General features: G+C 45.3%; 11 protein-coding genes. 10 read left to right on the top strand and 1 reads right to left on the bottom strand.

The features are described from left to right. Positions 1–146: 146 nt before the first annotated feature. On the top strand, positions 147–800 hold the full coding sequence (locus EYS05_RS16475) for a hypothetical protein (protein ID WP_138277576.1): 654 nt from the start codon (positions 147–149) through the stop codon (positions 798–800). A gap of 67 nt (positions 801–867) precedes the next feature. Further along, complete coding sequence (locus EYS05_RS16470) at positions 868–2709, top strand: GHKL domain-containing protein (RefSeq protein ID WP_158293342.1); 1842 nt, start codon at positions 868–870, stop codon at positions 2707–2709. On the opposite strand, the gene EYS05_RS16465 is transcribed toward EYS05_RS16470, so the two are convergent. Further along, positions 2648–3376, bottom strand: coding sequence for a LytR/AlgR family response regulator transcription factor (locus EYS05_RS16465; protein ID WP_138277574.1), 729 nt, complete (start codon positions 3374–3376; stop codon positions 2648–2650). The two genes, EYS05_RS16470 and EYS05_RS16465, sit on opposite strands and share 62 nt — an antisense overlap. A gap of 456 nt (positions 3377–3832) precedes the next feature. Here EYS05_RS16465 and EYS05_RS16460 point away from each other — a divergent pair, with 456 nt between their 5' ends. The 8 genes from EYS05_RS16460 to glmS all read left to right on the top strand — a co-directional run bounded on the left by EYS05_RS16460 (position 3833) and on the right by glmS (position 15607). After that, positions 3833–5668: an ABC-F family ATP-binding cassette domain-containing protein gene (locus tag EYS05_RS16460; RefSeq protein WP_118369321.1), complete on the top strand. Its 1836-nt coding sequence runs from the start codon at positions 3833–3835 to the stop codon at positions 5666–5668. A 230-nt stretch (positions 5669–5898) separates the two neighbouring features. After that, positions 5899–6945 (top strand): phosphate acyltransferase PlsX, encoded by a 1047-nt coding sequence (plsX, locus tag EYS05_RS16455; protein WP_118369313.1) that lies wholly within the window; start codon positions 5899–5901, stop codon positions 6943–6945. A gap of 48 nt (positions 6946–6993) precedes the next feature. Beyond that, positions 6994–7242 (top strand): acyl carrier protein, encoded by a 249-nt coding sequence (locus EYS05_RS16450; RefSeq protein ID WP_118369315.1) that lies wholly within the window; start codon positions 6994–6996, stop codon positions 7240–7242. Then, positions 7232–7912: a ribonuclease III gene (rnc, locus tag EYS05_RS16445; RefSeq protein WP_021652555.1), complete on the top strand. Its 681-nt coding sequence runs from the start codon at positions 7232–7234 to the stop codon at positions 7910–7912. Before EYS05_RS16450 ends, rnc begins: the two co-directional genes overlap by 11 nt. 13 nt (positions 7913–7925) lie before the next feature. Continuing rightward, on the top strand, positions 7926–11486 hold the full coding sequence (gene smc, locus EYS05_RS16440) for a chromosome segregation protein SMC (RefSeq protein ID WP_138277573.1): 3561 nt from the start codon (positions 7926–7928) through the stop codon (positions 11484–11486). Positions 11487–11504: 18 nt separating this feature from the next. Next, positions 11505–12443, top strand: coding sequence for a signal recognition particle-docking protein FtsY (gene ftsY / locus EYS05_RS16435; protein WP_118062468.1), 939 nt, complete (start codon positions 11505–11507; stop codon positions 12441–12443). Between the two features lie 6 nt (positions 12444–12449). Beyond that, positions 12450–13661, top strand: a complete 1212-nt coding sequence (gene ilvA, locus EYS05_RS16430) for a threonine ammonia-lyase (protein WP_015525229.1) — start codon at positions 12450–12452, stop codon at positions 13659–13661. 107 nt (positions 13662–13768) lie between these two features. Next, on the top strand, positions 13769–15607 hold the full coding sequence (gene glmS / locus EYS05_RS16425; RefSeq protein ID WP_138277572.1) for a glutamine--fructose-6-phosphate transaminase (isomerizing): 1839 nt from the start codon (positions 13769–13771) through the stop codon (positions 15605–15607). Positions 15608–15763 lie beyond the last annotated feature (156 nt).

The raw sequence follows: 15763 nt of genomic DNA, 5'->3' as shown, positions 1-15763 counted from the left end.
TGAAACATGTGCAATGGGGATGACCAGATATGCATGATCTGCAAAAAACAATACGATATGGGTTTTTGTTGATACTTGAAGTTATTGCGTTGTGTGTCGGTATGATTTATAGTGCAAGAACTGTACGGGCTGAAACCGAAGCGCTGATGTCAGATTTTGCACGGATATTTAATATTTCTGGAAAAGAAAAAGTTCTTTTTTCGGCAGCAATGAAAAATATTTTGAATATTGATCTGGAAGTACAGCAGCCGGACAGAAAGGTAACAGAAGTTGTTACTGAAAATTGGACCGTGATCAGTGGAAAACGTCTGGATCTTATCCTGAAATATATGGGAGATATAAATTTTGAAAAAGATGGGATCAGTCTTCGTATCCCTGCTTCTGTGGCACAAAGCTGGAAGGTAGCAGAGAATGGCACAATACAGACACTGGTACAAAAGGTTTCCGATCATTCATATGAAATAAAGATCTATAAAGGAATTCAGAAGATCACGGATATTCCGGGAAGCCGGATCATGATACCTGTAAAAGAGATATTTCCCAAGGAAGATATGGAAACTATGGAAATTACGGATTCCCAAGGAAGAAAATTTAAGACATTCCTGGATAAAAATCAGGATATTCTGATCGTTGACACGGACGAGACAGGAATCTTCTGTGTAAAAAGTCGAAAAAAAGATATAAAAGGGAATCCTTTTGAAATGGCAGCCCTGACGGCAGCAACAGTGCTAACAGTGCTGATCGTAGGAATCCGAAGCAGATCCGGAAAGCGAGGTGACAGTCATAAAGGAGAAAAGTAGGCAATGGACCCTGATCTTTGGACTTACTGTAGTGTTATCTATGACTGCTTTTTTTATGATGTATCTCGTGAACAATGAATATACAGCGAAAGGCGAGCAGACCATTCAGGGAATCCTTTGTCTGGATAATAAAGATGCGGCGGCAAAGCTACATTATCTTGCCAGGGAATGGCAATATTTTCCGGGAAAGCTGCTTACACCTGAGATGCTGAAAAAGAATCCAGGATATTACAGTTGTTATATTTCGATCGGAGAGCGTAATGAAATGGAACTGGGGAATGAAGAGGCCTCTTCGTATGGATGTGGGACATACCGGATGTTTCTGATCCTGCCCGAGGAGGAAAAAATCTGGGCTGTTTCGCTGACGGAGGTTTTTTCTGCATATCGGATCTATATCAATGGAGAACTGGCCGGGGAAGTGGGGAATCCTGACGAAAAATCTTATAAGGACAGGATCATGAACCGTGTTTTTACATTTCAGGGATCCGGGGCTGTGGAAATTGTCATAGCAGCAGCAGACAGAAACCATACCAGATCCGGAATCCGGTACATTCCGGTTTTTGGATCTCCGTTTCGGGTAAGTATACAGAGAGGAATGCGGGCACTTGGAAGCGGTTGTGCCATTGCATTCTGTAGCTGTATTATGTTCGGGACACTTATGGTATATATCAGAACCAGGACAAAAGAATTTGCCATTTTTAATCTGGTCTGCCTTTGTGTAGTGGGATATTCTGTCTGTCCCCTGATACATAATTTTTTTCTTCTGCCCACAAGACCCTGGTATGCACTGGAAACTATGATCTATTATCTGATCCTTTCCTGTATGATCCGGCTTGAGGATTGTATTATGGGGAAAAAACGGGGGAGATATCTGACTCTTCTGATCAATCTCTGGATCGTGATCGCTTTCTTTCTGGAGAGCTTTGCGGACATACTTCCCTCGGCCGGGATTCTTTATGAAGCTGCCTGGATCAGTGAAGCTGTCAAAGGAGTGGCGGCAGTTTATATGCTGCTCAATACTTTTGGAGAAACAGATTGCAGATATGGAAAAATCGTTTTGGTGGGAACAACGGTTTATGCCTGTTCTCTTGTGGCAGATAGGATAGGGTATCTTTATGAGCCGATTTTTGGAGGAGGTTTCCCGGAGACAGGTGGGCTGGTACTGACAGCTGCGTTTGGCTGTGTTCTGTGGAGAGATCTGTCAGAAGCATATAAGATCCGTCTGACTTATGAGGTATATAGTCATCAGACTGAACTTCGTCTCCTTGCCCAGAAAAATCATTATGACCGGTTAAAGGAACAGATGGAAGAAACCAGTCGTGTCCGCCATGATATGCGTCAGCACCTTCGTGTTCTGACGGCATTGCTGGAACGGGAGCAGTATAAAGAAATGCAGAAATATCTTTGCCGGTATACCCGGGAATTCCAGGAACGGCTAACCTATCAGTCTTACTGTAAAAATCAGGTTGCCGATGCGATTTTACATTATTATGAAGAATTATGTAGAAAAAACGGGATCGTTTTTCAGTGTCAGGTAGAAGCACCGGAAAAAACAGGGATCCAGGATACAGATTTTTGTCGTCTCTTTGGTAATCTTCTGGAAAATGCCATAGAAGCGGCACAGCTTTGTCCGAAAGGCAGTTCCAGATTTGTCCGTGTACAGATCCGTACCAGAAGTAATAAACTTCTTATAAAAGAAGAGAACAGCTGTACAGATCCCTTACGCAGAAATAAAACAGGATTTTTTTCGGGTAAGCATTCCGGACAGGGGATCGGAACTGCGTCGATCATGGAAATTGCAGCACGTTATGGAGGGTTTGCGGATTTTCAGTCTGAAAATGGCATTTTCAAAGCTGAGATATTTCTTCATCTGACGCAAAGAGATACTGAAGATAAGCTTTGCGGATAGCAGAAGAGCCACGTTTCCGGATCTGGACGACCTCCCCGTTGTCCAGAAGGAAGCCTTCTTCAGAAGCTTCCTGTATACGATCCATATTGACGATACAGCCACGGTAACAGGAGAGAAAATTAGGGCAGTCCCTGATCTGTTCCTCAAATTTGTGAAAGGTAAGATAAGAACGGACCGGACCGGCATCGGTATGAAGGCACACTGCATTTCGGAATGTGTCTGCATATAAAATGCTGCGCAGAGGGACCCGGATGGGAACCCGGTCAGAAACGACTTCAATGTAACGGGATGCCAGTAAATGCCTGGATTGAAAGGAATCCAGAATGGAACAGAGTTTTTCAGGCTGAAAGGGTTTCAGAAGATAATAGGAGGCTCCTACATCATAGCTTTCCACAGCAAAATCACTGCTGGTAGTGACAAAAACAAGGATGCAGTCATCGGACTGTCTTCGGATCCTGCGCGCAGCTTCCATACCCGTCATCCCGTTCATATAAATATCCAGGAACAGAATCTGAAATTTTCCGGGCTGATAATCTTCAAAAAATTCTTCTGCGCTGAAAAACTGATAGATTTCTGCCTGGATATGTTTTTTCTCAAAATAGGAAACAGCGATATTCTTCAGGTCTTCTGCATCCGTTGAGATGTCATCAATAATTGCAATATTCAAAATAATATAACCTCCGATTTATAAAAGAGTAGTAAAAACAGTATATCATAACTTTTATGTATATCCAATGTCGGATTTTTGCCTGGAATGACGTATTTTGTAGAAGGTTATCAGAAATGAATGTGTTTTTGGCAGATATTTAACACAAAAATGTCATATTTCATGGAAACTGTCATTTTGTCACAGGTCTGTTGTCATTTCCTGATAATTTTTTTACAATAGTGGCAGAAAATACGAAAGGCGGTGGATATACGAAAAAGAAGGGAAGCAGCTGGCGACACCAGAAACTGTTGACCAAGATCCAGATAAAAAAACAATCCCCCAAAGGGGCTGTATTTCCATATGGGAGGTACAGCCCTTTCCCCTGTCATAACAGTGATTCTTGACGGAAACGCGGAAATTCGCTATCATGGAAATGATTTTTATATACTTTGGAAGAAAACGGAGAAAATGCGCATGAACATTCTTAATATAGAACATATCCACAAAATTTTTGGAGATAAGGTGATATTTGATGATATCTCCTGCGGCATCGATCAGGGAGAAAAAATAGGTATCATCGGTGTAAACGGAACCGGTAAGACTACTTTGCTCCGCGTGATCGCCGGAGAGGAAGAACCGGACGAAGGGCAGGTGATCACTCAGAACGGGATCCGGATCAGCTGGCTTCCCCAGACTCCGGAATTTCCGCAGCATATGACCATTCTGGACTATGTGGCAGAAGGCAAATGGCAGAAGGACTGGAGTACCGAAAGTGAGGCCAGACGCATGCTGAATACACTTGGTATTACCGATCAGAATATTAACATGGACAATCTTTCCGGTGGTGAAAAGAAAAGAGTGGCGCTGGCCAGGATGCTTTTAAATCCGGCTGACATTCTGATCCTGGATGAGCCTACCAACCATCTGGACGGAGAAATGGTCACATGGCTGGAAGATTTTCTCCGGAATTTCCGTGGAACGGTGATCATGGTCACTCATGACCGTTATTTCCTGGACCGTGTGGCAAACCGGATTCTGGAGATCAGCCATGGAAAATTATATTCCTATGCAGGAGATTATTCCAGATTTCTGGAGCTGAAAGCACAGAGAGAGGAAATGGAGCTTGCCAGTGACCGGAAGCGCCGCAGCGTACTTCGGATGGAACTGGAATGGGCAGCAAGAGGCTGCCGCGCCAGAAGTACCAAACAGAGAGCAAGGCTTGACCGTTTGGAAGCACTGAAGGCGGGAAAAACCCCGCTGAAAGAGCAGAATGTGGAAATGGATTCCATTGAGACCCGTATGGGAAAGAAAACCATAGAGTTTCATCATGTAAGTAAAACCATCGAAGGTCGTCTTTTGATCAATGATTTTGATCATATTGTTCTTCGTGACCAGCGCCTTGGGATCATTGGACCAAATGGCTGCGGTAAGTCCACGCTTCTTAAAATGGCAGATGGACTGATCTTGCCGGATTCCGGAGAGATTCAGATCGGAGAAACGATCCGTATCGGGTATCTTGCCCAAAACGTTCCGGATATGGATGGAAGACAGCGGGTGATCGATTATATCCGTGAAGTGGCGGAATATGTTCCGACAAAAGAAGGAAGGATCACAGCTTCCCAGATGCTTGAGAGATTTCTTTTTGATCCGGCCATGCAGTACACTCCGGTGGAGAAGCTTTCCGGAGGTGAGAAGCGAAGACTGTATCTTCTGAAGGTTTTGATGGAGGCACCAAATGTTCTTCTTCTTGATGAGCCCGGAAATGATCTTGATATACCCACCATGACCATTCTTGAGGACTATCTGGATTCTTTTTCCGGCATCGTGATCACGGTGTCCCATGACCGCTATTTCCTGGATAATGTGGTGAACCGTATTATGGCATTTGAGGGAGATGGCCGGCTTGTCCAGTATGAGGGCGGTTATACGGATTATCTGGAAGCGAAGGAAAGAAAGGGACAGTCTCTGGAAACGCGCGCGGATATGAATGGAGGTACAGTACAGGGAGAAACAGCTGAGCCTGAGAAAAAGAAATCCGCTGCAGATACCTGGAAACAGAACCGGAAACAGAAACTGAAATTTACCTATAAAGAACAGAAAGAATTTGACACTATTGACGATGACATCGCAGCGTTGGAAGAACGTCTGGAGCAGATTGATAAAGAGATGGCTGCCAATGCCACAAATGCGGGAAAACTCCGGGAGCTTTCCGACGAGCAGCAGGAAATCCAGCAGAAACTGGACGAAAAAATGGATCGCTGGGTATATTTAAATGATCTTGCAGAACAGATTGAAAATCAGAAAGAGTAAAAGATATTGACTTCTCAGGCAAAACTCTAGTATCATAAATAACGGCACGTTAACCGGATAAACTGCGAAGCAGTTATTCGTTTATGAGCAGGTAGCGAATGCGGATTTCGAATATCCGCTTAAATTTTGGTACTCTGCAATGAAAATCCTTATACGGATGTGTCTGAGGATTTTCACTACAGTGTACCATATGCATTCCGAAAAGATTTCGGACAGAGAAAGGACAACATATGTCAGAAATAGTAAAAGTCGTTGTAGATGCAATGGGTGGTGACAATGCTCCCGAGGAACCGGTAAAAGCCGCAGTGGAAGCTGTGAAAGAAAAAGAGAACATCCAGGTTATCCTTACAGGAGTACAGGATGTGATCGAAGCAGAGCTCCGGAAATACCCGGATTATCCTAAGGACAGGATCCGTGTGGTGCATGCGTCTCAGGTGATCGAGACTGCGGAACCTCCGGTCATGGCTATCCAGAAAAAGAAAGATTCCTCAATTGTAGTGGGATTAAACCTTGTAAAAAAACAGGAGGCCGATGCCTTTGTTTCCTCCGGAAGCACAGGTGCGGTACTGGTAGGAGGGCAGGTGATCGTAGGCAGGATCAAAGGAATCCGGAGACCACCTCTTGCTCCGCTGATTCCTACCGCAAAGGGCGTTTCCCTTCTGATTGACTGTGGTGCCAATGTAGATGCCAGACCAGATCATCTGGTACAGTTTGCACAGATGGGTTCCATCTATATGGAAAATGTAGTGGGTATTAAGAAACCGAGAGTTGCTATCGTTAATAACGGTGCTGAGGAAGAAAAGGGCAATGCGCTGGTAAAGGCTACATTCCCTCTGTTAAAAGCATGTAAGGATATCAATTTTATCGGAAGCATTGAGGCGAGAGATATCCCGTCAGGTTATGCAGATGTAGTAGTCTGTGAAGCTTTTGTAGGAAACGTGATCCTCAAGCTTTATGAAGGTGTGGGAGCTACTCTGATATCTATGATCAAAAAAGGTATGATGACAAACATTCGCAGTAAAATGGGAGCTCTGATGGTAAAACCTGCTCTTAAGAAAACCTTAAAATCATTTGATGCCAGTGAATATGGCGGAGCACCGCTTCTTGGTCTGAAAGGTCTTGTGGTCAAAAGCCACGGAAGTGCCAGTAGTGTAGAAATCCGTCATGCGATCTTTCAGTGCGAGCAGTTTAAGGAAGAGAAGATCAATGAAAAGATCGAGGAGTTTACAGCAGCTGAGCAGAAAGCACAGGCAAAAGAAAAAAGCGAAAAAAAATAAAACCGGGATTGCCGGAAATATTACAGACAGAACAGGAGGCGAACAGTCGTGGAACTGGAAATGCTGAAGACCATCATCGAAAAAACTCTGGGAAGAAATATGGATGCCATTACAGAAAAAACTACCTTTGTGGATGATCTGGGAGTGGATTCTCTGGATTTTTTTCAGATTCTTATTGATCTGGAGGAAACTTTTGATGTTCGTATCGACCCGGAGGAAGCCGAGGAGATCGTTACTGTCGGCGATGCAGTGGAGACTCTTCGCCGGGTAACGAAGGGAAGAAGAAATGGAAAATAATTTAAAAAAGCTGGAGCAGACTATCGGATACCAGTTTACCGCAAAATCTTTACTGGAGCAGGCAATGACACACAGCTCCTATGCCAACGAAAAACACCTTGGAAAGCTTGGATGCAATGAACGTCTGGAGTTCCTTGGAGATGCGGTGCTGGAGTTGATCAGCAGTGATTTCCTGTACAAAAAATTCCGAAATAATCAGGAAGGTGAGTTGACCAAGAAACGTGCCAGTATGGTATGTGAAAAGAGTCTTGCCTACTGTGCAAGAGAATTCGGGCTTCCGGAGTTTATCCTCCTTGGAAGAGGTGAGGAAATGATGGGCGGTCGTAAAAGAGATTCCATCGTTTCTGATGCCCTGGAATCTCTGATCGGGGCTATGTATCTGGACGGTGGATTTGAACCGGCACAGGCTTTTGTTATGAAATTTATCCTGAACGATCTGGAGGATAAGAGGATTTTTTATGACAGTAAGACAGTGCTTCAGGAAATGGTGCAGGAAGGCGGAAATCATCCGGTGGAATATCGTCTCCTGAAAGAAGAGGGACCGGACCACAGTAAGAGTTTTACTGTGGAGGCGCTGATCAATGGAAAAAGTATGGGAACCGGAACCGGCCATACAAAAAAGGCAGCAGAACAGGCTGCAGCCCTAGAGGCAATACGCAGTATAAAATAACAGCAGGTGGCCAATGTATCTGAAAAATATAGAGGTGCAGGGATTTAAATCCTTTGCACAGAAAATAAATTTTGAATTTCATAACGGGATCACCGGCATCGTAGGACCTAATGGCAGCGGAAAAAGTAATGTTGGCGATGCAGTCCGCTGGGTTCTGGGAGAACAGAGCGCCAAGCAGCTTCGAGGCGGGAATATGCAGGATGTTATCTTTTCAGGAACGGAGCTTCGCAAGCCTCTGAGCTTTGCGTCCGTGGCTATTACACTTGATAACAGCGATCACAAGCTCCCGGTGGATTTTGAAGAAGTAACCGTTACCAGAAGACTGTATCGTTCCGGTGAGAGCGAATACCGCATCAACGGCAGCTCCTGTCGTTTAAAGGACATCAATGAGATGTTCTATGATACCGGTATCGGAAAAGAAGGATATTCCATCATCGGACAGGGCCAGATCGATAAGATCTTAAGTGGAAAACCCGAAGAACGCCGAGAGCTTTTTGACGAGGCAGCCGGGATCGTCAAATTTAAAAGACGAAAAAATACCACACTGAAGAAGCTTGAGGAAGAACAACAGAATCTGGTCCGTGTCACGGACATCTTAAGTGAGCTGACCAAGCAGCTGGAACCGCTGGAACGTCAGTCTGAGACTGCAAAAATATATCTGGCAAAAAGAGAAAATCTGAAAGAGCTGGATATAAATATGTTCCTCCTGGAATATGAACACACCGGAAATCTGATCCGCGAGCTGGAAGAAAAAACCAGGATCGCAGAAAATCAGTTAAAAGAAGCCCAGAATGCTCATAGTCGTACCAAGGATGAATATGAACGTCTGGAAAAAATACTGGAAGAGCTGAATGAGCGGATGGAGGCGTTGCGGGAAGAAAGCCGGGATCGTGCTATCCGTAAACAGCAGCTGTCCGGTGAGATCAATGTTCTTCATGAACAGATCCTGGCAGGAGAGCAGAATGACAGTCATTATCGCAGCCGTCTTTTAGCAGTTCAGGAAGATACGGAGAAAAAATCTGCAGACCAGGAGGCTCTGGAAGAGCAAAAAGCAGATCTTCAGGCAAATTTACGGGAGATCGACAGAAAACTTGCTGACGAGCAGAAAAAAATGGACAATATCCAGAGCAGTATCGAAGAATGCACCCAGGCAGTGGAAGATGGTAAGAATGAGATCATTGAGATCCTTAATTCCCGCGCAAACACCAAAGGTAAGGCACAGCGTTTTGATGCCATGAAGGAGCAGTTGGATATCCGGAAAGCAGGGATCAGTCAGAGGATCCTTTCCCTGAAAACCCAGGAAGAGGAGCAGCAGTCAGCGATCGATCAGGCACAGAGGGAATACGACACTATCACGAAGGCCATTCAGGAAACCAGAGAAGAAGGCAGCCGTCTTACAAAGGAGATCCATGCCATTCAGGAAACCCTTAAACAGCAGAATACACAGCTGGAAAAGGAACAGACGTCCTATCACAGAGAGGCATCCAGACTGGAATCTCTCCGCAATATCACAGAACGTTATGATGGATATGGAAACAGTATTCGTCGTGTCATGGAACAGAAGGATCATGTTCCTGGGATCCGTGGCGTAGTGGCGGATATCATCCACGTAGAAAAAAATTACGAGATCGCTATTGAGACAGCTCTTGGCGGAAGCATTCAGAATATCGTTACGGATAACGAGCAGACTGCCAAGCAGATGATTGAATTCCTGAAGAAAAACCGGTATGGTCGTGCGACTTTTCTCCCATTAAACAGCATTTCTTCAAGAGGCGAGTTTAATCAGAGAGGTGCGTTGAACGAACCGGGAGCTATTGGTCTTGCCAGTGGCCTGGTAACTGCAGAGAAGGAATATGACGGTCTGATCGGATATCTTCTTGGCAGAGTGCTGGTGGTGGATCATATCGATCATGCTATTGCCATTGCCAGAAAATACCGGCACAGTATCCGTATGGTAACGTTGGAGGGAGAATCCTTGAGTCCAGGCGGTTCTATGACCGGTGGAGCTTTTAAGAACAACAGCAATCTTCTCGGCCGTCGTCGTGAGATCGAGGAACTGGAAAAGAAGGTAAAAGAGCTGGCAGCCGGGTATAATGAGATCCGACAGTCCATGGAAGATAACCGCAGCAGGAGAAATAAGATGCGCGATACTGTGGCGGCGCTACAGCAGAAATTTCAGGAACAATCCATTCAGCAGAATACAGCCAGGTTGAACATTGAACAGCTGGAGAAAAAAGCGGAGGAGATCCGCGGCGGATATACCAGGATCGAGAGGGAGCAGGAGGAAATCCGTCTTCAGGCAAGAGACATGCAGGCAGATAACATAAAGATCACGCAGGAGCTTGAAGCATCTAAAAGGGATGAGGAAGAGCTGGAGACATTTATCGAGACCCGGCAGAAGGAGTTGGAGGACTGGAAAAAGGACGAAGCGGAGACTTCAGAGAAGCTGGAAAGGATCCGTCTTGACGCATCTGCATCCCAGCAGAAGGAAAGCTTCATAAAGGAAAATCTGCGGCGCCTGAAAGAGGAGATCGAAGTTCTTTCGAAAGAGAGGGAAGAAATTCTGGATTCTCTGGAAAAAGGCAACCAGGAAACTGCAGAAAAGAGAAAGACGATCGACAAGGTCCGTAAGGAGATCGAAGGCTTTGCCGCAAAAGAAGAGGCGGCTGCAAAACAGCTGGAAAAATGGCAGCAGGAAAAGGAAGAGCGCACAAAAAGTCATAAGGAGTTTTTTGAAAAGCGTGATGAGCTGTCTGGCCAGATCAGTCTTCTGGACAAAGAATGCTTCCGACTGAAGACTCAGACAGAAAAGATCGAAGAGAACCGGGAAGCAAGGATTTCCTATATGTGGGAAGAATACGAGATCACTCCGAATAATGCCTTGCAGTACAGGAAAGAAGAAATGAATGACAGGCATGTGATGAAGCAGCAGATCCATAAATTAAAGGACGAGATCCGAGCTCTTGGCTCTGTCAACGTCAATGCCATTGAGGATTACAAAGAACTTCTGGAACGGCATACGTTCTTAAGTGGTCAGTACAACGATCTTTTGGAAGCGGAAAAAACGCTGGAACAGATCATCCAGGAGTTGGATGAGGGCATGCGGAAGCAATTTAGCGAAAAATTCGGAGAGATCCAGAAAGAATTTGATAAAGCCTTCAAAGAACTGTTCGGCGGAGGCCGGGGAACTCTGGAACTTGCGGAAGACGAGGATATCCTTGAGGCAGGGATCAGGATCATTTCCCAACCGCCCGGAAAAAAACTTCAGAACATGATGCAGCTTTCCGGTGGAGAAAAAGCACTGACAGCCATTGCACTTCTTTTTGCTATCCAGAATCTGAAGCCTTCACCATTCTGTCTTCTGGATGAGATCGAGGCTGCACTGGATGATTCCAATGTAGGACGTTTTGCGGGATATCTTCAGAAGTTGACGAAGAACACACAATTTATTATAATAACACATAGACGTGGTACCATGAATGCAGCAGACAGGCTTTATGGAATTACCATGCAGGAAAAAGGGGTATCCACGCTGGTATCCGTAGATTTAGTAGAGAACCAGCTTACCCAGTAACAGAGGGGATGAATCAGTATGGCAGAAGAAAAAAAAGGATTTTTTAAACGTCTGGTAAGCGGACTTACCAAAACGCGAGACAATATCGTTGCCGGCTTTGATTCCATTTTCAGCGGTTTTTCCAGTATTGATGATGATTTTTATGAAGAACTGGAAGAGATCCTGATCATGGGAGATATCGGCATTAACGCAACCACCTCCATTCTGGAGCATTTAAAGGAGCAGGTTGCTGAGCAGCATATCAAGGAGCCGTCCCAGTGCAAACAGCTTCTGATCGACAGCATCAAAAAACAGATGCAGGTAGAAAGCACAGAATATGAGTTCGAGAACCGGAAATCCGTGATCCTTGTGATCGGTGTCAATGGAGTAGGTAAGACTACCTCTGTAGGCAAACTGGCCGGTAAATTAAAGGATCAGGGAAAAAAGGTCATCCTCGGAGCAGCAGATACCTTCCGTGCGGCAGCCGGGGAGCAGCTGACACAGTGGGCCAACCGTGCCGGCGTTGAGATCATCGGCGGCCAGGACGGAGCAGATCCGGCATCTGTTGTCTATGATGCAGTGGCAGCGGCCAAAGCCAGAAATGCAGATGTTCTGATCTGCGATACCGCAGGAAGACTTCATAATAAGAAAAATCTTATGGAAGAGCTTCGCAAGATTTACCGTATTCTGGAACGTGAGTATCCGGAAGCATATTTGGAAACGCTGGTAGTTCTTGACGGAACCACGGGCCAGAATGCGCTTTCCCAGGCAAGACAGTTTGCCGAGGTCGCCAATGTTACCGGAATCATTCTTACCAAACTTGATGGTACAGCCAAGGGCGGAATCGCAGTAGCAATCCAGTCTGAGCTTGACATACCAGTAAAATACATCGGAGTAGGCGAAAGTATCGATGACCTGCAGAAATTTGACGCAGATGCATTTGTAAACGCCCTCTTTGACGTAGAAGAAAGGAGCTAAATACAAATGCTTACATTAGAAAGCTTTGAGGAAGCGGCAGCAAAAGTAAAAGAAGTGACACAGGAAACAAAGCTGATATACAGCAGTTATTTCTCGGATATGACAGGAAACAAGGTTTATCTGAAACCAGAGAATATGCAGCGTACCGGTGCATATAAGGTGCGTGGTGCATATTACAAGATCAGCACACTTTCTGATGAAGAGAGAAATAAAGGTCTGATCACGGCATCTGCAGGAAATCATGCCCAGGGTGTTGCTTATGCTGCACACAAATATGGAGTAAAAGCAGTCATTGTCATGCCAACTACTACACCACTGATCAAGGTGGAGCGTACCAAGAGTTACGGTGCGGAGGTTATTCTTCACGGAGACGTATATGACGAAGCCTGTGCACATGCACTTGCCCTTGCAGAGGAAAAAGGCTATACTTTTATCCATCCTTTTGATGATCCGGCAGTAGCAACCGGTCAGGGAACCATCGCCATGGAGATCGTGCAGGAACTTCCTCTTGTAGATTACATACTGGTACCGATCGGAGGGGGCGGACTTGCTACAGGTGTCTCCACACTTGCGAAGCTTCTGAACCCGCACATCAAAGTCATCGGTGTTGAGCCGGCAGGCGCGGCATGTATGAAAGCATCCCTGGAGAAGGGGGAGGTCGTAACGCTTCCTCACGTAAATACTATCGCAGATGGTACTGCAGTACAGACTCCGGGAAAAAATATCTTCCCATATATCCAGGAAAATCTGGACGATATCATTACCATCGATGATGATGAGCTGATCGTGGCTTTTTTGGATATGGTAGAAAACCACAAGATGATCGTAGAGAACTCAGGACTTCTTACCGTAGCAGCTCTCCGTCATCTGGATGTAAAAAATAAGAAGATCGTTTCCATCTTAAGTGGTGGAAATATGGATGTGATCACCATGTCATCTGTTGTACAGCACGGACTGATCCAGCGTGACCGTATCTTTACCGTATCCGTACTTATCCCGGATAAGCCAGGTGAACTGGTACGTGTTGCAAGTGTGATCGCTGAAAATCAGGGTAATGTTATCAAACTGGATCATAACCAGTTTGTAAGTACGAACCGAAATGCAGCCGTAGAACTTCGGATCACCATGGAAGCTTTCGGAACAGATCATAAGAATCAGATCGTTGCAGCTTTGGAAAAAGCGGGTTGCAAACCGAGAGTGGTACGTGCTATACTGTAGGACATGTTATATTGCAATAACTGAAACTTCTGACCGGACTGTTGCATATGATGTAACAGCCCGGTCTTTTGCGAAAATACCTGCATAGACAGAAAGGACAGATAAATATGTGTGGAATTGTAGGATTTACAGGTAGACACCAGGCAGCTCCGATCCTTTTAGATGGACTCTCCAAGCTGGAATACAGAGGATATGATTCCGCTGGAATCGCCGTACGTGACGGAGAGGGCGAGACTGAAGTGATCAAAGCCAAGGGAAGACTGAAAGTTCTGTCAGAAAAGACAAACGGCGGAGAGACAGTACCGGGAACCTGTGGTATCGGCCATACCAGATGGGCAACTCATGGTGAACCCTCTGAGAACAATGCACATCCTCATATGACAGACGATGGTAATATCGTAGCAGTCCACAACGGCATCATTGAGAACTATCAGGAACTGAAAAATAAGCTCACCCGTAAAGGATATACTTTCTATTCTGAGACCGATACCGAGGTAGCAGTCAAACTGATTGACTATTATTACAAGAAATATGAGGGAACACCGGTGGATGCCATCACACATTCCATGGTGCGTATCCGTGGTTCCTATGCCCTTGCGATCATGTTCAAGGATTATCCGGGTGAAATATATGTAGCCAGAAAAGACAGCCCCATGATCCTTGGAGTGGCAGAAGATGAATCCTTTATCGCTTCTGACGTACCGGCGATCCTGAAATACACCCGCAATGTATATTATATCGGCAATTTGGAGATGGCGCGTGTGAAAAAAGGCGAAGTCACCTTCTACAATCTTGATGGAGATGAGATCGAGAAAGAGCTGAAAACCATTGAATGGGATGCAGAAGTAGCAGAAAAAGCCGGATATGAGCATTTCATGATGAAAGAGATCCATGAACAGCCAAAGGCAGTGCTGGATACGTTGAATTCCGTGCTCAAGGATGGAAAGATCGACCTCAGCGAAGTTGGCCTGGAAGAAGAAAGCATCCGGAACATCCAGCAGATCTATATCATAGCCTGCGGCTCCGCTTATCACGTAGGAATGGCAGCACAGTATGTGATCGAGGATCTTGCACAGATCCCGGTAAGGGTAGAACTCGCTTCCGAATTCCGTTACCGAAAAATGGCCCTTAACACCAACAGCCTTGCAGTGATCATCAGCCAGTCCGGTGAAACAGCAGACAGCCTTGCAGCACTTCGTAAATGCAAGGAAAATGGTATTCATACACTGGGAATCGTTAATGTAGTGGGATCTTCCATAGCACGTGAGGCTGATAATGTATTTTATACTCTGGCCGGACCGGAGATTTCTGTAGCTACTACCAAGGCGTACAGCACACAGTTGATCGCAGCTTATACACTGGCGATCCAGTTTGCAATGGTAAGAGGGACGATCACAGAAGAAGCCTACAGTAATTATATCAGTGAATTGCAGACACTTCCGGATAAGATCTGTAAGATCCTGGAAGATAAGGAGCGTATCCAGTGGTTTGCCTCCAAACAGGCAAATGTAAAAGATGCTTTCTTTGTAGGAAGAGGAATTGATTACGCCATCAGCCTGGAGGGCAGCCTGAAGATGAAAGAGATCAGCTACATCCACTCTGAAGCCTATGCGGCAGGAGAGCTGAAACATGGAACTATCTCCCTGATCGAAGACGGAACTCTTGTGATCGGTGTGCTGACCCAGCCGGATCTCTACGAAAAAACAGTCAGCAATATGGTTGAGTGCAAGAGCCGTGGCGCCTACCTTATGGGCCTGACCACATTTGGCAATTACAATATCGAGGATACCGCAGACTTCACCGTCTACATCCCGAAAACAGACCCGCACTTTGCAACATCCCTGGCAGTGATCCCGCTTCAGCTTCTGGGCTACTACGTAAGCGTAGCCAAAGGACTGGACGTGGATAAACCACGAAATCTGGCGAAGAGCGTGACAGTGGAGTAAAAAATATATATTGATTATAGAGAAAGCCTCAGAGTATGTATATGCGAAAATACTCTGAGGCTTTTTTATAAAATCTTTACGCAAAAATAGTTTCATGGTATCATATAAACATATGATGCTGCGAAATTATTTTGCTTTTCAGGGAATATTAAGAAG

This window comes from Blautia sp. SC05B48, assembly GCF_005848555.1.
GTDB lineage: Bacteria > Bacillota > Clostridia > Lachnospirales > Lachnospiraceae > Blautia_A.
The sequence above is the reverse complement of the archived record's forward strand: the minus strand, read 5'-3'. Positions and strand labels throughout refer to the sequence as shown.